This window comes from Vulcanococcus limneticus LL (assembly GCF_002252705.1).
Classification (GTDB): domain Bacteria; phylum Cyanobacteriota; class Cyanobacteriia; order PCC-6307; family Cyanobiaceae; genus Vulcanococcus; species Vulcanococcus limneticus.
The window spans coordinates 1-21,327 of record NZ_NQLA01000038.1 but is presented as its reverse complement, the minus strand read 5'-3'; the positions used below and the strand labels follow the sequence as shown (position 1 = coordinate 21,327).

16 protein-coding genes and 1 tRNA gene are annotated in these 21,327 nt (G+C 65.4%); 13 read left to right on the top strand and 4 right to left on the bottom strand.

What is annotated here, in order from left to right; genetic code table 11:
* Nucleotides 1-31 precede the first annotated feature (31 nt).
* Both miaA and infC read left to right on the top strand, forming a co-directional pair.
* On the top strand, nucleotides 32-979 hold the full coding sequence (gene miaA, locus CJZ98_RS13275) for a tRNA (adenosine(37)-N6)-dimethylallyltransferase MiaA (protein ID WP_094591612.1): 948 nt from the start codon (nucleotides 32-34) through the stop codon (nucleotides 977-979).
* A 51-nt stretch (nucleotides 980-1,030) separates the two neighbouring features.
* Complete coding sequence (gene infC / locus CJZ98_RS13270) at nucleotides 1,031-1,663, top strand: translation initiation factor IF-3 (RefSeq protein WP_094591611.1); 633 nt, start codon at nucleotides 1,031-1,033, stop codon at nucleotides 1,661-1,663.
* A 77-nt stretch (nucleotides 1,664-1,740) separates the two neighbouring features.
* Here the strand turns inward: infC and CJZ98_RS13265 are convergent, their stop codons facing one another.
* Nucleotides 1,741-2,616: a dienelactone hydrolase family protein gene (locus tag CJZ98_RS13265; protein WP_232756470.1), complete on the bottom strand. Its 876-nt coding sequence runs from the start codon at nucleotides 2,614-2,616 to the stop codon at nucleotides 1,741-1,743.
* Between the two features lie 158 nt (nucleotides 2,617-2,774).
* Between CJZ98_RS13265 and CJZ98_RS13260 the strand changes: the two genes are divergently transcribed.
* Genes CJZ98_RS13260 through CJZ98_RS13250 form a run of 3 tightly spaced genes read left to right on the top strand, consistent with a single transcriptional unit; the run spans nucleotide 2,775 to nucleotide 5,984 of the window.
* Complete coding sequence (locus CJZ98_RS13260; protein WP_094591620.1) at nucleotides 2,775-3,767, top strand: GntR family transcriptional regulator; 993 nt, start codon at nucleotides 2,775-2,777, stop codon at nucleotides 3,765-3,767.
* Nucleotides 3,767-4,579, top strand: a complete 813-nt coding sequence (locus CJZ98_RS13255) for an ABC transporter permease (RefSeq protein ID WP_094591610.1) — start codon at nucleotides 3,767-3,769, stop codon at nucleotides 4,577-4,579. The genes CJZ98_RS13260 and CJZ98_RS13255 overlap by 1 nt, the downstream gene beginning before the upstream one ends.
* Entirely contained in the window at nucleotides 4,569-5,984 is a 1,416-nt protein-coding gene (locus CJZ98_RS13250) for an ABC transporter ATP-binding protein (protein WP_094591609.1), read from the top strand. Before CJZ98_RS13255 ends, CJZ98_RS13250 begins: the two co-directional genes overlap by 11 nt.
* Here the strand turns inward: CJZ98_RS13250 and secA are convergent.
* Together secA and CJZ98_RS13240 are read right to left on the bottom strand one after the other, a co-directional pair.
* Nucleotides 5,975-8,848 (bottom strand): preprotein translocase subunit SecA, encoded by a 2,874-nt coding sequence (gene secA / locus CJZ98_RS13245; RefSeq protein WP_094591608.1) that lies wholly within the window; start codon nucleotides 8,846-8,848, stop codon nucleotides 5,975-5,977. The genes CJZ98_RS13250 and secA overlap by 10 nt on opposite strands.
* A 62-nt stretch (nucleotides 8,849-8,910) precedes the next feature.
* Nucleotides 8,911-10,617, bottom strand: coding sequence for a glycosyltransferase family 4 protein (locus tag CJZ98_RS13240; protein WP_198537777.1), 1,707 nt, complete (start codon nucleotides 10,615-10,617; stop codon nucleotides 8,911-8,913).
* A gap of 73 nt (nucleotides 10,618-10,690) precedes the next feature.
* Between CJZ98_RS13240 and CJZ98_RS13235 the strand changes: the two genes are divergently transcribed.
* Entirely contained in the window at nucleotides 10,691-11,185 is a 495-nt protein-coding gene (locus CJZ98_RS13235) for a GNAT family N-acetyltransferase (protein WP_094591607.1), read from the top strand.
* Between the two features lie 16 nt (nucleotides 11,186-11,201).
* Here CJZ98_RS13235 and CJZ98_RS13230 read toward each other — a convergent pair.
* Nucleotides 11,202-11,273 (bottom strand) — tRNA-Gly (locus CJZ98_RS13230).
* Nucleotides 11,274-11,421: 148 nt separating this feature from the next.
* Between CJZ98_RS13230 and CJZ98_RS13225 the strand changes: the two genes are divergently transcribed.
* The 7 genes from CJZ98_RS13225 (at nucleotide 11,422) to CJZ98_RS13195 (ending at nucleotide 21,121) form a co-directional block, all read left to right on the top strand.
* The gene (locus CJZ98_RS13225) at nucleotides 11,422-12,168 is read left to right on the top strand and encodes a peptidylprolyl isomerase (RefSeq protein ID WP_157910987.1); all 747 of its coding nucleotides are present in this window, start codon (nucleotides 11,422-11,424) and stop codon (nucleotides 12,166-12,168) included.
* On the top strand, nucleotides 12,165-15,176 hold the full coding sequence (locus tag CJZ98_RS13220; protein WP_094591605.1) for a peptidase domain-containing ABC transporter: 3,012 nt from the start codon (nucleotides 12,165-12,167) through the stop codon (nucleotides 15,174-15,176). Before CJZ98_RS13225 ends, CJZ98_RS13220 begins: the two co-directional genes overlap by 4 nt.
* The gene (locus tag CJZ98_RS13215) at nucleotides 15,173-16,324 is read left to right on the top strand and encodes an HlyD family secretion protein (protein WP_094591604.1); all 1,152 of its coding nucleotides are present in this window, start codon (nucleotides 15,173-15,175) and stop codon (nucleotides 16,322-16,324) included. Before CJZ98_RS13220 ends, CJZ98_RS13215 begins: the two co-directional genes overlap by 4 nt.
* A gap of 263 nt (nucleotides 16,325-16,587) precedes the next feature.
* Nucleotides 16,588-18,057 (top strand): calcium-binding protein, encoded by a 1,470-nt coding sequence (locus CJZ98_RS18030; protein ID WP_108723305.1) that lies wholly within the window; start codon nucleotides 16,588-16,590, stop codon nucleotides 18,055-18,057.
* 233 nt (nucleotides 18,058-18,290) lie between these two features.
* A complete protein-coding gene (locus CJZ98_RS13205) occupies nucleotides 18,291-19,229 on the top strand; it encodes an efflux RND transporter periplasmic adaptor subunit (protein ID WP_157910986.1) in 939 nt (312 codons plus the stop codon).
* Between the two features lie 9 nt (nucleotides 19,230-19,238).
* Nucleotides 19,239-20,420 (top strand): ABC transporter permease DevC, encoded by a 1,182-nt coding sequence (gene devC, locus CJZ98_RS13200; RefSeq protein ID WP_094591602.1) that lies wholly within the window; start codon nucleotides 19,239-19,241, stop codon nucleotides 20,418-20,420.
* An 8-nt stretch (nucleotides 20,421-20,428) separates the two neighbouring features.
* Entirely contained in the window at nucleotides 20,429-21,121 is a 693-nt protein-coding gene (locus tag CJZ98_RS13195) for an ABC transporter ATP-binding protein (RefSeq protein WP_094591601.1), read from the top strand.
* Nucleotides 21,122-21,327 lie beyond the last annotated feature (206 nt).

The following is a 21,327-nucleotide window of genomic DNA, read 5'->3' as shown; positions in this document are numbered from 1 at the left end:
GGTGCAACCCACGCCAGGCAGGATGGCCCGGATGACCCCGGACCCCAGCCCCTCCGCCGCCGTCCCGGCCCAGCCGGAGGCCGCCCCCGACCAGCCCCTGGTGATCGTGCTGCTCGGCCCCACCGCCAGCGGCAAGACCGCGCTGGCCCTCGCCATCGCCGAGGCCCTCGACCTGGCGGTGCTGTCGGTGGATTCGCGCCAGCTCTACGTGGGCATGGACATCGGCACGGCCAAGCCCACGCCGGCCCAGCGCGCCCGGGTGCACCACGAACTGCTGGATCTGCGCACCCCCGACCAGCCGATCAACCTGCAGGAGTTCCGGGCCGAGGCCGAAGCCGCGATCGCCGCCGAGCACGCCCGCCGCGGCATCGCCTTCCTGGTGGGCGGCAGCGGCCTCTACCTGCAGGCGATCACCCAGGGGCTGCAGCCGCCGGCGGTGCCGCCCCAGCCTGGGCTGCGGGCCCAGCTCGACGCCCTGGGCCAGGCCAGCTGCCACCAGCTTTTGGCCCAGGCCGATCCGGCGGCGGCGGCGCGGATCATGGCCAACGACGCGGTACGCACCCAGCGGGCCCTGGAGGTGCTCTACGCCACGGGCCGGCCGCTCTCGGCCCAGCAGGGCGCCACCCCGCCCCCGTGGCGCGTGCTCGAGCTGGGCCTCAATCCGCCCGACCTGCGCCAGCGCATCGCCCGCCGCAGCGCCGACCTCTACGCCGAGGGGCTGGTGGCCGAAACCCAGGCGCTGCTGGAGCGCTATGGGGCCGACTGCCCGCTGCTGGAGACGATCGGCTACGGCGAGGCCAGGCGGGTGCTGGCCGGCGAGCTGGAGGAAGCCGAGGCCGTGGCCGCCACCAGCCGCCGCACCCAGCAGTTCGCCAAGCGCCAGCGCACCTGGTTCCGCCGCCAGCACAAACCCCTGTGGCTCGACGAAGCCGATCCGTTGCAGCAGGCCTTGCCGGCGATCCAGCGCGTCCTAGGGTGAAGGGTGAATAGCCCCTGGTTTTTCTCCGCTCTCGTCCTCTCGCCCGCCTGAATGCCACCCCGTCCCCGTTTTGACCGCCGTGCCCCCGTCCGGGAGCTCCCCAACATCAACGACCGCATCAGCTACCCCCAGCTCCGGGTGGTGGATGCCGACGGCAGCCAGTTGGGGGTGATTACGAGGGAGGCGGCGCTGGAGGTGGCCCGCGACCGCGAGCTGGATCTGGTGCTCGTGAGCGAGAAGGCGGACCCGCCGGTCTGCCGGATCATGGACTACGGCAAATACAAGTTCGAGCAGGAAAAGAAGGCCAAGGAGGCCAAGAAGAAGTCGCATCAGACCGAAGTCAAGGAGGTCAAGATGCGCTACAAGATCGACCAGCACGACTACGACGTGCGCATCGGCCAGGCCCATCGCTTCCTCAAGTCCGGCGACAAGGTGAAGTGCACGGTGATCTTCCGGGGCCGCGAGATCCAGCACACCGCCCTGGCGGAGGTCCTGTTGCTCCGCATGGCCAAGGACCTTGAGGAAAACGCCGAGATCCAGCAGCTGCCTAAGCGGGAGGGCCGCAACATGATCATGTTCCTCAGCCCCCGCAAGACTCCCCTGGCCAAGGAGAAGGAGGCTGCCGCCGCCGCCACCAAGGCTGTGCGCACGATCGAAAGCCGCGCCAGCGCCGAGGCGGGCTGAGGCGGGTCTAGGCCAGGAGCCGGGTCTGGGCCTGGAGAAAGGGGGCGACAGCTGCACGCCGTCGCCCCCACGGAGCCTCAGCGCAGGGCGTGCTCAAACAGCTGCAGCATCGCGCTCCAGCCGGCGCGAGCGGCCTGGGGATCGAAGTCGCCCCGGGCCTCGCACAGGTAGCCGTGGCCTGCAGCCGGCGCGAGGAACAGCCGGTGTCTGGGCGGCTGATCCGCCGGCAGATCAGCGGCGACCAGCGCGGCCTCACCCCCATTGGCCTGCGTGAGCACCTGGTTGATCGCCTCCTGCTCCACTGGCGGGATCAGGGGATCGGCGCTGCCGCAGAAGCACCAGAGCCGGCCTGGAATCTGGGGCACCAGCGCCAGGCTCGGACCCGGCTGCCCGGGCGCATCCGCCGGCAGCTGTGGGTCCATACCCGGCCGGAAGTCCGACACACGGGCACCGTAGAAATCGCAGCTGGCGGCGATCAGCGGCAGGGTGGCGGCGATCAGGGCCAGATGCCCCCCGAAGCAGAAGCCCACGCAGCCCAGGGGCCGCTCCCCCAGGCCATCGGCCGCATGGGCCCGCTGCAGCCAGCCCGCCGCGGCCGCCACGTCGGCCAGCAGCTGGCTGGCGGTCACCTGGTCGCGGTGGCGGCGGCCCTGCTCCAGCCCCGCCGCGTCGTAGCCCACCTCCAGATCGGGCGCCGTGCGGGCGAAGCTGCTGATGGCCAGGGCCGCATAGCCGGCGGCGGCGAGCCGATCCGCCACGCTGCGCACCCAGGCGTTGAGGCCGAAGACCTCGGGCAGCACCAGCACCGCCGCCCGCGGCGGCTCCTCGGCCGGTCGGGCCCACCAGGCCGGGAGCGTGGTGGGAGCCACCCCGGGGGCCTCAGGCACGGCGATGCGCACCCACTCGCCCCGGGTGGAGCGAGCCATGGCGGGCAGGGTGAGGAGCTCAGGCATGGCCACGGAGAGGCTGGGAGCCATTCTCCCGATGACAGCCGACCCCGAGCCCGCGCCCAGCTGGCACAGCACCGGCACAGGCGCCTATGCCAACACAGCGATTGTCACCACGGCCGAAGCTCCGTAAGGTGGCCGGAGTCAGCTCTGTCCCCTCCGGCGTGCGGTTCCACATCCAGCAGGACAGCGACATCCCGGCGTCGACCCAGCTGTACAACCAGATCTGTTTCGCGATAGCGGCGCGCCACTTCCCGCCGGGCCACCGCCTGCCCAGCACCCGCCAGCTGGCGATGCAGACCGGGCTGCACCGCAACACGATCAGCAAGGTCTACCGCCAACTGGAGAACGACGGCGTTGTCGAGGCCATGGCCGGCTCGGGCATCTACGTGCGCGACCAGCAGAAACCCCGCGAGATCAAGCCGCCGCCGGGGATCCGCGGCAAGGCCCTGCCCGACATCGACCGCGAAGTGCGCCAGAGCGTGGACGGCCTGCTCAACGCCGGCTGCACCCTGCAGCAGGCCCGCGAACTGCTCACCCGCGAGATCGACTGGCGCCTGCGCTGCGGCGCGCGGGTGCTGGTGAGCACCCCCCGCGAGGACATCGGCGCCTCGATGCTGATCGCCGAGGAGCTCACCCCCAATCTGGAGGTGCCGGTGGAGGTGGTGCCGTTGGAGGAACTGGAGGCAGTGCTCGAGAGCTCCAGCAACGGCACCGTGGTGACCAGCCGCTACTTCCTGCAGCCGGTGGAGGACATTGCCCGCCAGCACGGCGTGCGGGCCGTGGCCGTGGACCTCAACGACTTCCGCCACGAGCTCGACCTGCTCAAGGACCTGCGGGCCGGCAGCTGCGTGGGCCTGGTGAGCATCAGCCCGGGCCTGCTGCGGGCCGCCGAGGTGATCCTGCACAGCATGCGCGGCAACGAACTGCTGCTCATGACCGCCACCCCGGACGTGAGCAGCCGCCTGCTGGCCCTGCTGCGGGCCGCCAGCCACGTGCTCTGCGACCGCCCCAGCCTGCCGCTGGTGGAGCAGAGCCTGCGCCAGAACCGCGCCCAGCTGATGCGGCTGCCCCAGGTGCACTGCGCCCAGAGCTACCTGGGCAGCGCCACGATCGAGCTGCTGCGCAAGGAGATCGGGCTGCAGGCTGCGGCTTGATGGGTCGGTGTCCACTGCGGTTTCCAGGGGCCCTCTGGCGGCACCGCGAGCTGGGCTGGCGCCTGGCGGAACGGGAGGTGGTGGGCCGCTACCGGGGCTCCGTGCTGGGTTGGAGCTGGAGCTTTCTCACACCGCTGCTGATGCTGGCGGTGTACACCTTCGTGTTCTCCGAGGTGTTCCAATCGCGCTGGGGAACCCTGGAGCAGGCCGGCCCCATTGGCTTTGCCATCAATCTGTTTGCGGGCCTGATCGCCTTCAATATCTTCGCCGAGACCACCACGAAGGCCCCGTCGCTGATCGTTGAGAATGCCAATCTGGTGACCAAGGTGATCTTTCCCCTGGAGATCCTGGCTGCCGTGAGCGTGGCCTCCGCCTGTTTCCACGCCCTCACCAGCCTGGTGGTGTTGACCCTGTTCCAGGCGCTGGCCAGGGTGGGCCCCCACCCGAGCCTGCTCTGGTTGCCGCTGGTGTGGCTGCCCCTGGCCGGAGGCTGCCTGGCCCTGGGCTGGATGGTCTCGGCCCTGGGGGTGTTCCTGCGGGATCTGGGCCAGGTCCTGGGGGTGGTGGTGAATCTGTTGATGTTCCTGAGCGCGGTGTTCTATCCCGTGAGTTCGCTGCCGCCCCAGTGGCAGCCCTTGATTCAGCTCAATCCCCTGGTGCTGGTGATCGAGCAGACCAGGCAGGTGGCCGTGGCTGGCCAGCCCCCTTCACCGCTCTACCTGGGGCTTGGACTGCCAGCGGCGCTGCTGGCCTGTGAATGCGGCTACCGGCTGTTCCAGAAGAGCCGGCGGGGGTTCGCCGATGTCCTCTGAGCCCGTGGCCGCCAGCGCGGCAATCCATGATCCGGTGCTGCGCGTGGAGGAGCTGAGCAAGTGCTATCGGATCTATGACCACCCCAGGGATCGGCTGCTGCAGGCGTTCTGGGGTGAGCGCCGCCAGCTCTACCGCGACTTCTGGGCCCTGCATCCCCTCAGCTTCGAGCTGGCCCGGGGCCAGACCCTCGGGGTGGTGGGCCGCAACGGCTCGGGCAAGAGCACCCTGTTGCAGCTGCTCTGCGGCACGCTGACACCAAGCGGCGGCAGCGTGAGCAACCAGGGGCGAATCGGGGCACTGCTGGAACTGGGCAGCGGCTTCAGCCCCGAGTTCACGGGGCTCGAGAACGTGCATCTCAACGCGGCGCTGCTGGGGCTGAGCCGGGCTGAGATCGAAGCGCGACTCGATGCGATCCTCGCTTTCGCTGACATCGGCAGCTTCATCGATCAACCGGTGAAGACCTACTCCAGCGGCATGGTGGTGCGCCTGGCCTTCGCGGTGCAGGCCCACATCGATCCCGATCTGCTGGTGGTGGATGAGGCCCTGGCCGTGGGCGACGAGCTGTTCCAGAAGAAGTGCTATGCGCACCTGGAGCGTCTCAAGGAGCGGGGCACCTCAGTGCTGCTGGTGACCCACAGCTGCCCCCAGATCATTCAGCACTGCGACCGGGCCTTGCTGCTGCATCGCGGCCGGGCACGGCTGATGGGGGAACCAGCCCGGATCACGGTGACCTACCAGCGACTGATCAATGCCAGTGACGCGGAGTGGGATGCCTGCCTCAGCCCCGACCAGCCTGGCGGCAAAGGCAACTGGCTCCCCGCTGAAGCGGAGCCAAGCCACGCGAACCTGGCCCCAGCGCCAGAACAGGTACAGCCACAGGCAGCGGATGCAGGCCAAGCCTGGCAGGATCCGAGTCTGCAGCCTCTCAGTACCGAGATCTATCCCAGCCACGGCGCCCGGATCGAAGATCTGCGGATCGAGCTACCCAACGGTGACGCCGCCAACGTGATCCCCTTTGGCGAGGACTTCGTGCTCTGCTTTCATTACCTGGCAGAAATAGAATTGCACGATGTGACCTTGAGCTGCCACATCGCCAGCCACACCGGCGTGCGCATCAGCGGCCAGAGCTATCCCTATCCAAGCGGAAGCCTGAAGGAATTAGCCGCAGACAGCCGATTCAATGTGCGCTTTCACTTCAGCGGCGGCCTCTGGCCGGGACTCTATTTCGTGGGCGGGGGGATCACCACCAGCGACGCCGGTGGCCGGCGCTTCCTGCACCGGGTGGTGGACTACCGCGCCCTACGCATCACAGAAACCCACCCGATCGCGGTGATCGGTGCCTGCCAGCTGCTGCGGGAGCCTCCCACCCTTACGACCCTGGAGGCAGCAGGCCCTCAGGCCTGAGCCTCGGCAGCGCTCATCTGAGGCTGGAACATGAACATCGAATAGATCACGTTTCGGCGCATTGACGTCATCATGTCCAAGAACATGTCATAACCCTCATTTTTGTATTCGATCAGGGGATCCTTCTGGCCGTAGCCGCGCAGGCCCACGGATTCGCGCAGGGCATCCATGGCCTGCAGGTGCTCGCGCCAGAGGGTATCGATCTGCTGGAGGATGAAGTAGCGCTCGGCCTCGCGCATCAGACCCGGGCGCAGCTGCTCCACCTGGCCCTCCTTGATGTCGTAGGCGTTGCGCAGCTGCTCCTGCAGGAAGGCCTTGAGCTCCTCCATCTGCAGGCCCTGGATCTGATCGGGGGTGAGGTCTTCCAGCAGGTACACGAACTCCTGTACCTTGGCCACGAGGCGGACCAGATCCCATTCCTCAGGCGGCAGATCGGGGTTCACGTAGGCCTCCACGATGTCGTCCATGGTGCGCTCGCCGTAGCCGATCACCTGCTGCTTGAGCTCGCGGCCCTCCAGAACGCGACGGCGTTCGGCATAGACGGCCTTGCGCTGGTTATTCATCACCTCGTCGTACTCGAACACCTGCTTACGGATGTCGTAGTAGTAGGTTTCCACCTTCTTCTGGGCCCCCTCCAGCGAGCGGGTGAGCATGCCGGATTCGATCGGCATGTCTTCCTCCACACGGAAGGCATTCATCAGACCGGCCACGCGATCGCCGCCGAAGATACGCAGCAGGTTGTCCTCCAGGGAGAGGAAGAAACGGGTGGAACCGGGGTCGCCCTGACGGCCGGCGCGGCCCCGCAGCTGGTTGTCCACGCGGCGCGATTCGTGGCGCTCGGTGCCGATCACATGCAGGCCGCCGGCCTCGCGCACCTTCACTTCCTCCTGTCTCACCACCGCGTCGTATTCGGCCTTCACCCGGGCGATCAGGTCCCGCAGGGCCTGGATCTGGGGATCATCGGTGGGGGCCTTCTCGGCGGCCTGGGCGATGCGGTCCTCCAGCTCCAGCACCGTGAGCTGGCGGTCGCCCCAGGCCTTCACCAGATCCTGGGCCAGCTCGGAGAGGGAGCGCTCCGTGGCGTCGCTGAGGGCGCAGGGGTAGAGGGCGCCGATGGCCCGGGCCTCGCTGGGGGCCTGGGCATTGGCGCCCGAAGCTGCGCCGAAGCCGGCGGCCGGCTCGGTCGCCCGCTGCAGCGGCACGGGCGGCCGGTGGCCATCCTCAGGGCGCACGAGCCGGGGCAGCAGCACCTCCCGCAGCTTGAGGCGGGCCATGTAATCGCTGTTGCCGCCGAGGATGATGTCGGTGCCGCGGCCGGCCATGTTGGTGGCGATGGTCACGGCCCCGGCACGGCCGGCCTGGGCCACGATCTCGGCCTCCCGCTCCACGTTCTCCGGCTTGGCGTTGAGCAGGTTGTGGGGGATCTGCTCCTCGGCCAGCAGTGCACTGAGCAGTTCGGATTTCTCCACGCTGGTGGTGCCCACCAGCACCGGCCGGCCGGCCCGGTGGATCTCGGCGGTCTCGAGGGCCACGGCCCGCCACTTGGCGGTTTCGTTCTTGTACACCTGATCGGTCCAGTCGGCCCGGGAGCGGGGCCGGTTGGTTGGAACGATCGTGACCTCGAGTTTGTAGGTCTTCTCGAATTCCACCTCTTCAGTCTTGGCGGTGCCGGTCATGCCGGCCAGGCGCGGGTAGAGCAGGAAGAAGTTCTGGTAGGTGATCGAAGCGAGGGTTTGCGTTTCTGGCTGGATCGGCAGGCCCTCCTTGGCCTCGATCGCCTGGTGCTGGCCATCGCTCCAGCGGCGGCCCGGCATCACCCGGCCGGTGAACTCATCGACAATCACGGCCTCGCCGCCGCGCACGATGTAGTTCACGTCCTTGATGAACAGCTCCTTGGCCTTGAGGGCGTTGCCGATGTAGTGGGCCCAGGGGTCGGCGGGATCAAACAGGTCTGTCACCCCCAGCAACTCCTCCGCCTTGGCATAGCCCTCATCGGTGAGGGTCACGTTGCGCTGCTTCTCATCCACCTCGTAGTCGCCCTCGGGCTCGATGCCGTCCTTGGTGAGGCCCTCGGCCCGCACCAGGGAGGCCGCCACCTCGGAGGCCCGCTGGTACTTCTCCTGGGGCCGCTCCACCTGGCCGGAGATGATCAGCGGTGTGCGGGCCTCATCGATCAGGATCGAGTCAACTTCGTCGATCACGCAGTAGTGGAAATCGCGCTGCACCACATCGGCGATGTCGGTCGCCATGTTGTCGCGCAGGTAGTCGAATCCCAGCTCCGAGTTGGTGGCGTAGGTGATGTCGCAGCCGTAGTTGCGGCGGCGCTCGGCCGGGGCCATCTCCTGCTGGATCAGACCCACCGAGAGACCGAGGAAGCGGTGGATCTGGCCCATCCACTCGGCGTCGCGGCGGGCCAGGTAGTCGTTCACCGTCACCACGTGCACGCCCCGGCCGGTGAGGGCGTTGAGATAGGCGGGCAGGGTGGCCACCAGGGTCTTGCCCTCGCCGGTCTTCATCTCGGCGATCTGGCCGTCGTGCAGCACCATGCCGCCGATCAGCTGCACGTCGAAGTGGCGCATGGCCAGCACCCGCTTGCCCGCCTCACGCACCACGGCGAAGGCCTGGGGCAGCAGCTCATCGAGCAGCTTGCGCTCCCGGTCCAGGGTGGCCTCACGGCTCAGGCCCCGGCCGGCGCAGTCCTGCTGCAGGGCCGCGAGCTTCTGGCGGAACTCGGCCGTCAGGCCGCGCAGCTCGTCGTCCGAGAGGGCCGCCACCTCCTCCTCGAGCAGGCTGATGTCGGAGACGATCGGCTGGTAGCGCTTCAGCTTGCGGGCATTGGGATCACCCAGCAGCAGCTTGAGCATGGAGGGGGGCCGGATCGCGATCAGGGCAGCCTACTGAGGGCCGCTGCCCAGGGGCTCGCGACTCAGCCCGGGGGTAGCCAGTCGAGCAGGCCCAGCTTGGCCAGCCACACCAGGGTGGTGGCGAGGAAGGGGCGCCGGGATGGGTCGAAGCCGGCCATGAGCTCGGCCACGGAGCAGCCCTGGGCCGGATCGGCCGCGGCCACCAGGGCCAGCAGCCGGGCCGCCTCCTCCCGGCTGCCCCGCAGGCCGGGGTACTTCCGATCGAGGGCCACGGCCTGGGTTCGGGCCAGGGCCTCCGGCCCAGCCACCCCGGAACCCAGGCGCACCCGGGTGTCCGACTCGAGCACGTTGGTGGCGAAGCCGGCGAAATCGACGAAGGGATCGCCCCGCAGCGGGCTGATCCGGTGGGGGGAGGCCGCGCCTGCCTGGGCCTGGGCGCCGTGGCGCCGCTGGGCGAGTTCACGGAAGAGCTCGTTGTACTGGGCCACCACCACAGGCCAGGAGAACATCTGGCGGGCCCGCCGCTGGCCGGCCGCTCCCATCGAGGTCCGCAGCTCCGGCGAGGCGATCAGCCGCGCCAGGGCCGCCGCGGCCTGGCCCCCGTGCACGGCGGTGTGCTGGGCCACCGCACCGGCATAGGTCTGGTAGGTCTCCAGGCCCAGGCTGTGGAGGTGGGCCAGCAGCTGGCCGGGGGCACCTCCTGGGGCGCCGAGGGTGGGGATGAGAAAGCCCTCCACCCCATCGCGCACGGTGTAGCGGTAGCCATCCCAGTCGCTCACCACCACCGGCAGGCCGGCGGCCATGGCCTCCACCGGCGCCAGGCCGAAGGTCTCCTGGATGTTGTCCACCAGCGAGAGAAGGATGTCGGCGGCGGCCCAGCTCTGGGCCACGGTGTCCTGGTCGTTGCCGTCGAGCACCAGCACGTTCACGTCACTGGCATAGGCCTCGGCCGCCTGGCGGTAGAGCTGTTGATCGGCCTCCCCATTGGGGAACCAGCCCACCAGGGCGAAGTGAACCCGCACCCCGGCCTGCCGGGCCGCGTCCTGCACCGCCTGGAACATCACCTGGGGGAAGGCCTTCTCGAAGTAGGAGAGCCGGCCCAGCCAGAGCACCAGCAGGTCGTCGGCGGCGATGCCCAGGCGAGCGCGCAGGGCGGTGCGGGCGGCAGTGGAGGCGGCCTGGGCCGCGATCCTCTCCACCTCCACCGCCAGGGGGATCAGGGGCAGCTCGGGAAGGGTCGTCCGGCTGCCGCCAAAGCGCTCGCGCAAGTAGGCACCCCAGCCCTCGAACATCTCGCGCAGGGCCTGCTGCACGGCGGGCGACGTGCAGACCAGGGCGTCCCAGGGCTGGAGGGGAGCCACCGCTGCCGCGCCGATGCTCTCGCGCACGGCGGGTGGCGCCAGGGTGTGGATCAGGCCCACCAGGCTGTAGGCGTCGTCGCGACCTTCACCGCGGCGGATCCAGGCCAGCTCCGAGAGGTGGGGCTGCCCGCGCAGCAGCACGCCACTACGGGCGGGAATGGCGGTGGACCAGAGGGGGCCACCGGCCAACGCCGGACCCGCTTCGCCCTCGGCGAACAACCCGTCGGCCAGCTGCGCAGGACTCAGGCCAAGCTGGTTGAGCACGTTCAGTTGCCGGTAGCCACCGTGGCGGGCCAGGGCACGGAACAGGGCCCCGTTGGCCACATCCTTGCCGAAGGGGTTGCCCGGCAGCACGAAGCGGCCGGAGGGATGGAACAGCGCCAGCTCCTCGATGGTCTGCAGTGGCACGCGGTTCCCCCCGAGGCGAAGTCAATTGGCACGGGCCGCAGTCTGGTGCAGGGCGCCGCGCGAAGATCGGCCCATGGCGCTTCGCTCAGCCGACCCCCCATCCCGCCCCGACGCGGCGGCGCTCCAGCTGATCCGGCACCAGCCAGGCGCCCCGGCCCTGCGCCTGGGGCTCGGCGCCGGCTGGCAGCCGGTGGGGGCGATCGGCCAGCTGCAGGCCCTGCTCAACGACCACAGCTTCTGGGCCTCCGGCCGCAGCACCCGGGACCTGCGCCGGATGCTGCGTCACAGCCAGGCCGCCGTGAGTGCCTGGGACCGCCGGCGGCTGGTGGGCTTCGGCCGTGCCAGCAGCGACGGCGTGTACCGGGCCGCGCTGTGGGACGTGGTGGTGGCGGAGGCCTACCAGGGCCAGGGCCTGGGGCGGCGGCTGGTGACGCTGCTGCTGGAGGCTCCGCTGCTCAGGGGCGTAGAGCGGACCTATCTGATGACGACCAACAGCGCCGGCTTCTATCGCCAGCTGGGCTTCGAGGAGATGCGTTCCCAACAACTGCTGCTGAAAAGCAGGCAGTGAAATAGTAATGAAATCAAGCGGATGAAGAGATTCGAACTCTCGACCCTCTCCTTGGCAAGGAGATGCTCTACCACTGAGCTACATCCGCAGAAACGGGCTTCAGAGAAGAGGCCCGTGGCGTCCGGCGTTCGCCGATGAAACAAGTATGCACCACGGGGGTCCCCAGGGTCAAACCAGCCGCAGGACCGCCCCAACAGCTGCCAGGAACCCCATCCCTGGGCCATAGGGTGGAGACCATGAGTGATCTCACCAGCACCTTCCCTCCGGCGGCCCTGGAACGCCTGCGCCGGCGCAATCTGCTGCGCAACCTCCTGGAACAGGAGATCGTGGCCGAGGCGGTAAGGGACATCGCGATCCCCGAGGAGGAGCAAGACCAGGCCATCGCCAAGTTCAGCGGCAAGGCCGATCCCGAGGCGATGGCCAGCCAGATGGCCTGCACCCATGGCTGGTCCCGCGACGACCTGACCTGGCAGGCCCTGCTGCCCCTGCGGATCGAGCGCTTCTGCCAGCAGCAGTATGCCTCCAAGTCGGAAGCCCGCTTCCTGCAGCGCAAGATCCAGCTGGATCAGGTGGTGTACAGCCTGCTGCGGGTGCAAGATGGCGCCTTGGCCCGGGAGCTCTACTTCCAGATCGCGAGCGGCGAGGCCAGTTTCGGCGCGCTGGCGGCCCAGTACTCCGAGGGCCCCGAGCGGGCCAGCTCGGGCGTCATTGGGCCCAAACCGCTCACCAGCGCCCACCCGCAACTGGCCGAGCGGCTACGCACCGCCAAGGACGGAGAACTGCTGGACCCATTCCCCCTGGCCTCCTGGTGGGTGGTGGCCCGCCTCGACCGCTACATCCATGCCACGTTCGACGAGGGGACGGCCAAGCAAATGGCCTTCGAGCTGTTCAGCGAGTGGGTGAAGGAGGAGGCCACAATTAGGATCGCGCATCTTCTTCAACCGACAGGCGCCAGCCTCGTCAGCGGACTTCCCAACGGATGACCACATCCCCCAATCCATCGCTGGCGGTCCTCGGACACCCGGCCTTTGCCGACCTGTCCGAGGCGGCCCGTGGACAGCTGGCGGAGGGGATGGTGTACCTGCGCTTCCGCCCGGGACAGATCCTCTGCCAGGAGCAGTTGATCCCCAGCAAAGTGCTGCTGATCCTCCAGGGCAACGCGCGCCTGCTTGGCAGCGATCGGGGCAAGCTAGTGACTCTGGCCAAGCTGGGGCCTGGCCATCTGGTGGGGCTGGTGTCGCTGCTGCGGGCCCTGCCGTGCGAGGAGGTGTCCGCCAGCAGCGAACTGGTGGCGGCGGCCATTCCCGATGCGCTGCTGCTCAAGCTGTTTGAGCAGGAAGACGGGTTCCGCGGCTGGTGCGGGTCCACCCTGTTTCCAGCCGAGCTGGCTGCGCTGCTCAAGGAACTGCTGCAAAGGACACACCGCAGCGATGTGTCGCTGGCCGATGCCCTGGCCGCCGCCGCCAAGCGGGGCGCGGCGCTGGTGGCGGCGGAACCTGCCGCCATCGAGCAGGCCGCCGAAGCAGGACTGCTGGTGCATGTGGCAAGTGGCATCAGCGGTAGCTGGAGCCTGGGGGACCGCCTGGAGCCCCACCAGACCCTGCCACGCGAACCCTCACCGCTGCCGCTGCGACTGATCGGTCTACCCGCGAGCCTGATCGACCAACTGGAACGGCAGCCCGAAACCGGAACAGCCACATCCAACAATGGCGACGCCATCGGCCAGGGCCACGCGACCGCGGCGGGCCAGCAGCCATCGGCGCCCACCATCCAGGACGCTCCCGAACTACCGGCCCGCAGTGCGCTGCCGATCGCCCAGGCCCACGGCCGCAGCCTGGGGGCCTCGAAGGCTCTTCTGGTGCGGGCGGAACGCCCCTTCGAGGTGACACTGGCCTGCTTCCAGATGATCAGCCGGCTGATGGGCCTGCCCTACCGGCGCGATGCGATCGAGAAGGTGCTCCAGGACGCAGAGCGCCGCGGCCACAGCCCCAGCCTGCAGCTCTGCGGCCAGCTGGCGTCCAACCTGGGCCTGCACGTGATGAGCTCCCAGGTACCGTTGCTGCTGGCGAACCGGCTGCAGACCCCGGCCCTCGTGAGCTGGGGCAAGGCCTTCGCTCTGATCACCGAGAGCAGCGAGGCTGGCCTCACGCTGGCCTCCCCCGCCGATGGCTGGGTGACCCTCAGCCCCAGGCAGGTGGCCGAGCGCTTCCCCGATGGCCTGCAGCTGCTTCTGTTCGACCGGATGGTGAGCACGCCGGAAGCCCGGTTCGGGCCGGCCTGGTTCTGGCCCGCGATCAAGCAATACCGGGGCGTGCTGCTACAGGTGCTGGCGGCCTCCTTCGTGGTGCAGCTGTTCACCCTGGCCAACCCCCTGCTGATCCAGGTGATCATCGACAAGGTGATCAGCCAGCGCAGCCTCGACACCCTGCAGGTGCTGGGGATCGCCCTGGTGGTGGTGTCGCTGCTGGAGGGGGTACTGGGCAGCCTGCGCACCTTCCTGTTCGCCGAAACCACCAACCGCATCGACCTGCGCCTTGGGGCCGAGGTGATCGACCACCTACTGCGCCTGCCCCTGGGCTACTTCGACCGCAGGCCGGTGGGTGAACTCTCCAGCCGCATCGCCGAGCTGGAGAAGATCCGCAATTTCCTCACCGGCCAGGCCCTCACCACGGTGCTGGATGCGGCCTTTTCGGTGATCTACATCCTGGTGATGGCACTCTACAGCTGGGTGCTCACGATCGTGGCCCTGCTGGTGGTGCCGATCCAGGTATTCATCACCTTTGTGGGCGCTCCCCTCTTCCGCCGCCAGTTCCGCCAGGCCGCCGAGGCCAACGCCAGCACCCAGAGCCACCTGGTGGAGGTGCTCTCCGGCATCCAGACGGTGAAGGCCCAGAACGTGGAGATGGTGAGCCGCTGGACCTGGCAGGAGCGCTACAGCCGGTACATGGCGCTCACCTTCCAGAAGACGATCACGGGAACAGCCGTTAATGAAACCAGCCAGTGGCTGCAGAAGGTATCCCAGCTGCTGGTGCTGTGGGTGGGTGCCGTACTGGTGCTCCAGGGCCAGCTCACCCTGGGGCAGCTGATCGCCTTCCGCATCATCAGCGGCTATGTGACCCAGCCGCTGCTGCGGCTCACCACGATCTGGCAGAACGTGCAGGAGCTGCGGGTGTCGTTCGAGCGGCTGGCGGATGTTGTGGATACACCCCAGGAATCCAACGAGGCCGACCAGCAGAAGATCCCGCTGCCACCGGTGCAAGGCAAGGTGCGTTTTGAGGATCTCAGCTTCAGTTTCGCCCCGGGCTCGCCAGCCATCCTGCGCAACATCAACCTCACGGTACCGGCCGGCACCTTTGTGGGGGTGGTGGGCCAGAGCGGCAGCGGCAAGAGCACGCTGATGAAGCTGCTACCCCGGCTCTATAGCCCCCAGGAGGGACGAATCCTGATCGACAGCTACGACATCGACAAGGTGGAGCTGTATTCCCTACGCCGCCAGATCGGCATCGTGCCGCAGGATCCGCTGCTGTTCTCCGGCACGATCAACGAGAATATTGCCCTCACCGATCCCGAAGCCAGCAGTGAGGCGATCGTGGCCGCCGCCCGGATTGCCGCCGCCCACGACTTCATCATGGAACTGCCCTCCGGCTACAGCACCCCGGTGGGCGAGCGGGGAGCCGGCCTCAGTGGCGGCCAGCGCCAGCGCATCGCCATCGCCCGCACGCTGCTGAGCAATCCCAAGCTACTGGTGATGGACGAGGCCACCAGCGCCCTGGATTACGACACCGAGCGCCAGGTGTGCGAAAACCTGCGCTCCAGCCTCAAGGGCTGCACGGTGTTCTTCATCACACACCGGCTGAGCACGATTCGCAATGCCGATCTGATTGTGATGATGGACCGCGGCTCCATCGTGGAAACCGGCAGCCACGACGAGCTGATGGCCCGACGCGGACGCTATTTCGCCCTCTACCGCCAACAGGAATCGATCTCATGAACCCCCTTGAGGCCACGCGCCGCCAGCTGGAGGAGCGCCTGATCCAGAGCAGCCAGGAGGAGGTGGGTGTCCGCCAGTCGAACCGCTGGATGCGCAGTGTCACCTGGAGCCTGATCGCAACCACCGGCTTTGCGATCGGCTGGCTGGCCCTGGCCAAAACCGAGGAAATCGTGGTGGCCGACGGCAAGCTGGAACCGATCGGGGCCGTGAAGGAGATCCAGATGCCGGTGGGCGGCGTGGCCAAGGCGATCCTGGTGAAGGAGGGAGAGCGTGTGAAGGCCGGCCAGATCCTCATGCAGCTGGACACCGAGGCCAGCAGCCAGCGGGGACGGTCGTTGGAGAAATCGATCGGGCTGAAGCAGAGCGAGCTGGCCTTCAAGCAGGAAGAACTGAACCGCTATCTGGATCTGAACCGGTCCGAATCGGCCATGCTGGCCAAGCAGCTGGAGCTGGATCGCACCATCCTCTCCCGCCTTGAAACACTCAATGCTGCGGGAGCCCTGGCCGAACTGCAATACCTGAACCAGCGCAACCGCGTTCAGGAGGGCATGGGCAAACTGGAGCAGAGCCAGACAGACCGGCTGCGCCAGACCGCCATCCTTGAACAACAGCTGGACAAACTGCGCAGTGAGCTCTCCGAGCTGCGCTCCCAGCAGGCCGAGTCCAACCTCACCCTTCGCTATCAATCGATCCGTTCACCAGTGGATGGCGTGATCTTCGATCTCAAACCCACAGCGGTGGGCTTTGTGGCCCAAGGCGCCACTTCGGTCATGAAGGTGGTACCGAAGGCCCAGTTGCAGGCCCGGGTGGAAATCGCCAACAGCAATATCGGCTTCGTGCGCGTGGGCATGCCCGTGGATCTGAGTGTGGACTCTTTCCCCGCCACGGATTTCGGTGTGCTAGAGGGCACGGTGAAGCGCATCGGCTCCGATGCCCTGCCGCCGGATCAGACGGTGCGTCGGGATTCCTATCGCTATCCGGCGGACATCGCGCTGCGCAATCAACAGCTCACCATCAAGAACGGCCAAACCCTGCCTCTGCAGGTGGGCATGTCGGTGCAGGCCCACATCAAGCTGCGCAAGGTGACGTATCTACAGGTACTACTGGAGGCCTTCAAGAACAAAACCGATTCCCTGCGTCGCATCTGAGACATCAGGCGAGACCGATCGAGGGCAATTCACCGATTCGCCAATGTTAGGACTCGGCGACATAGCCCTACCAAGATACAAGGGGAACAAGGCGGCCAGATGCCCGAGGCAAACCGCCCAGACCCCTTGCAGCACAGAGACTTTAGCGATCAGCCTCCATGCAGGCCAGACAACTGGCCGGCCCCCGGATTGTTCGGTAAATTGACTTTGCTGCGCACCAAAGCGTAGACTGCTCCCGCGTCCCTGCATTCGCACACCAAACCGTGGCCTTTACCATCACCACCAACGGCACCGTCACCACCTATCAGGGTACCGACGGCGTCGACCAAGCAGCCATTACCTCCCTGCCCACCGGCAGCACCAGTGTTGACGTGTACGGCGAAGGCGCCGATGACGTTGTCAACTGGGGCCTTGCCCTCAGCAACTCCAGCATCCGGGGTGGCGCAGGCAATGACATCCTGACCCCGAACATCATCGCCGGTGCGACGCTGATCTCCAGCTTCCTCAACGGTAACGGCGGCAACGACACGATCGGCAACGCCCAGCTGGGTATTCCCGCCACCCTCAGCACCATCTCCGGTGGCCAGGGCAACGACACCATCTATGTCGGCAACCTGCAGAGCTCCATCGTCAACGGCAACCTTGGCGACGATGTAATCAACACCGGCGTGGCCTCGGGTGCGACCGTCAACACCTCGGATTCCTCGATCTTCGGCGGCCAGGGTAACGACACCATCAACGTCGCCGACGGTAGTGCTACCGCCACCGGTTACGTCAACACCCTCATTGATGGCAACCTGGGCAACGACACCATCAACGTCAGGCTCGTTTCCGCCACCACGATCTTCCAGAACAGCATCGTCGCTGGCGGCGAAGGTGATGACCGGATTGACGCCAGCACCAGCGTTGTTGGTGTTCGCCTGCGCGGCGATGCCGGTGCAGACACCTTGATCGGCGGCAGCGCCAATGACAACATCGAAGGCAACGATGGTGAAGACAGCCTGCGCGGCAACGCCGGCCGCGACAGCCTCAACGGTGGCGCTGGTGGTGACTTCATCAATGGTGGCGCTGGCAACGATGTTCTGACCGGCGGCACGGGATCGAACCAGTTCCAGCAAGGTGCCAACTCCACCCGGAGCCTTGAGCTCTTCAATCCCAACCTTCTGGCTGGCACCCTCGCCAATCCCCAAGTCACTGTCACTGGTGGTGTCGCCACCGCCTCTTTTGCTGGGGCCAATGGCTCTGTGCAGGATGTGGGCTATGACGGCGTTATCAATGGTGGGGATACCGTCACCCTGAACAGCGGCTTTGATGTGATCACCGACTGGAGCGCTGGTGCTGGCTCCAACAAGCTGGCCACCGGTGCCGCCGGCCTGGTTCTTGGTGACTTCAACCAACAGAACCAGCTGAGCTGGGGCTTTGACCTCATTACTCCTGGTTTCCCCAACCTCCCCAGCTTCTACACCAACGGCCAGCAACTGAACTTCGCAGTGCGTGGTACTTGGAGGGTCAATGCCAACGGCACCGAATCCTTCGAAGTCGCTGCCACCCCCACCGGCGGCGAAGACATCCTGGTAGCCACCGCTACGATCGATCTCAACGCCTACGCTGCTACTGCAACCAACCCTGGCAGCCCGCTGCAAAACCTCGTCAACTCGATCAACTCGGTGACCAACTGGACCGTGCTCGACAACGTCGGCTCTGAGTTCATCTCCAACGGCACCTTCGTCTGATCGTCGTTCGATCAGGTCTCGATGGCCATCCCGCAGCCCCCTCTTCCGAGGGGGCTTTTTTCTTTCCGCTGAGCCGTTGGCAGGATGGGAAGCGAGGGCCGCCGAGTATGCCTCACACCTGATGTCTTGTCACCATGCGAGAATCGGAGCAGGAGGGCTTTGCGGCAACAATCAGCGGCAACAACCAACCGAGTGATCCCAACCGCCGACCCTTCAGACTCGCGAGGTCCTGCGTGATCCAGCGCTTCCGCACCATCGGGCTGTTGGTCTTGGTGGCCCTCCTGGCCGCAGGCGTGATCCGCCTGAATGCACCCAGCCGCAAACCCTCCGGTGAGGCGGCTTCGGTGGGGGCATCCAGTGATCCCAAGGCCACCGGCAATCCCACCAGAGCCACTACATACATCTCCGCACTCGGCTATCTGACTCCCGCTGGAGATATTCGCAGGCTATCCCCGCCAGCCCAACGGGTTGATGGCACACCCATTCTCGAGAGTCTCTACGTTGAGGAAGGTCAGCGTGTACGTCGCAATCAACTACTGGCCAGCTTCGACAATCTAAAGCGAGTTGATTCTGAAATCAACACGCTAAATACAAGGATAAGCTCCCTTCAGGGCCAGATTGGCATCCTGGAAAATGAAACACAACGCTATCGTCTTCTGTCAGCACAGGGGGCTTATTCCAGTGCCGAACTGGAAACGCGGGAGCTCAGATTGCTGGAGCTGAAATCCCAGCTCAAACAGGTTCAGGCAGAGCGCAAGCAAGCGGAAACAGAGCGGAGTTACGGGCGGCTGCTCTCTCCCATCGACGGAATGGTGCTGAAGATCTTCGTTCGAGAAGGAGAACGTGCTGGCCCTCAAGGTGTGATGGAGATTGGCGCCAACCAACAAATGGAAGCCATTGCCCAGGTCAGTGAAGATCACATCGGTCGCATCAAGACTGGCCAGCGTGTCTCGATTATGAGCGAAAATAGTAGTTTCCCGCAGACCCTACAAGGGCGTGTGATTCGTATTGCATCCACGGTCAGTCAACGCCTGAAGCTCACCCTGGATACGCGGGCCGACTCCGACGTGGAAGCCCGCACCGTGGAGGTGCGGATGGCCCTGGCCCCCGAAGATCTGGCCATCGTTCAAGACTTGGCCGGGGCCAAGATTCGCGTCACATTCCAGCCATAGTCACCTGGTATGAGATCCAGGAGGTCTTGGTTTGGTGTTCGGCGCAGGCTGCCATTCGCTTGGTTGCTGCTGAAGCGTCAACCCGTGCGGCTGATCACGGCCGTGCTTGGCGTAGCCTTTGCTGGCATTCTGATCCTGATGCAGCTCGGCTTTCAAGCCGCACTGTTCAACTCCAGTGTTTCGATCGTCGAGAGATTTGACACTGACCTGATCCTGCTGGGGCGCCAATCCGTCAGTCTCACAAGCCTCACGAGCTTTCCGGAGGCCCGATTGGCCCAGCTGGCAGGTCACCCGGCGGTGGAGACCGCCGATCCAATGCGCTGGCGCTACGTTCGCTGGCGCTTGCAAGGCAGCCCTGAGGCTCGGCTGGCGATTGCCATTGGCATTTATCCCTTCCAGACCCCCTTTGCCGATCGGGAGATCCAGGCTCAGCAGCACCTCCTGGATCAGCCCGGCCGAATTCTTTACGATCGTCTGTCACGCCCAGAGTTTGGCCCCGTCCAGAACAATTTCCAGGCAGGCCGAGATGTGATCGCTTTTGTGGGCGATGAGCGGTTACGCGTTGCAGGCCTGGTCAATCTAGGACCATCCTTTGGTTACGACGCTTCATTCATCACCAGCACAACAACATTTGAAGACATCTTTGCCGATGACTCGAGGTCCATTGAACTGGGCCTGATCAAGCTGAAACGTGGCAGCAGTCTTCAGCAAGCACTCAAGGAGATGCGCCCACTGTTGCCAGCAGATACATCCCTGATCAGCAAGAAACAACTGATTGACAACGAGAAGTCCTATTGGAATACCAGTAAGCCCATTGGCTTTGCATTCGCTTTTTGTGCCCTGATGTCCCTCGCCGTTGGCGGGATGATGGTCTACCAGCTGCTGTACACAGACGTTGGCCATCACCTTCCAAGCTATGCCATACTCCTTTCAATCGGCTACAGGAGATCCAGTCTTGAACGGATCATCTTTGAGCAAGGCCTTATCCTTTGCCTTCTGGGCTTCCCGATTGCCTTGCTGAGCAGCCATTTTCTGCACATCTTTGTTCGGAATTACACATCGCTTCCCATGCGGATGTCAACCGATGTCACCCTTACCACGCTCCTGCTTATCGTTGCCATGTGCAGCACATCCGCCCTGCTAGCGATGAACAAGCTCAAGGATGCTGACCCCTCAGAGCTTTTCAATTAGCACTTACAATGGACAGCAGACTGGCGGTAGAAGCTCGTAACATCAGCCATTGCTATGGAGATGGTGAAGGAAAGCTGCATGTCTTACATGATATATCTTTTGATCTTTACCGTGGCGAGTTTATCTCCCTTTCGGGGCCCTCTGGCTGCGGCAAAACCACCCTGCTGACCCTGCTCGGTGGGCTGCGGAGCCTGCAGCATGGCGATTTAAAGGTATTGGATCAGGATCTAAAGCATTGCAATGCCAAAAGTCTCACGGCACTACGCTCAAAGATCGGCATCGTTTTTCAGACCCACTACCTGATGGAGTTTCTCACAGCGCTGCAGAATGTGCAGGTGGCCACAGAAGCACGCATTCATGAGGACTGGGATAAACGTCAACAACGAGCTATCGACCTATTGGCAGCGGTAGGACTTGAGCATAAACTTGATTGCTTTCCCTCAATGCTTTCTGGAGGCCAGAAACAGCGCGTGGCCTTTGCCCGCGCTTTAGCCTGCAACCCAGAGCTCATATTAGCAGATGAACCCACTGCATCCCTGGACAGAAAGACAGGCCTGGAAATCATCAAGACCCTGAAGAGGGTTGCGAAGGAAAAAAATATTGCTGTTGTAATGGCAACTCATGACACCCGCATTCTTGCACTGACAGATCGCATCATCGGCATTGACGATGGAAGAATCACGAGTGTGACCACACACTAGCAGACAAGAGCAACCCTATCAAGCCATGCACGAATAGATTACAGACTAAGAGTCCATAAGCCCATCCAGCAGTTCAATCAAGATTGGTCACTCTGCAGGGCAGCAGAAGGGCCGCGTCCCTTCGCGTGGTGTAAATCCCGAGGCCCGAATGCCCTGATCAGAGGTTGAACAAGGTGGAATGACGAGCTGTCATTCCGGAGGTGCGG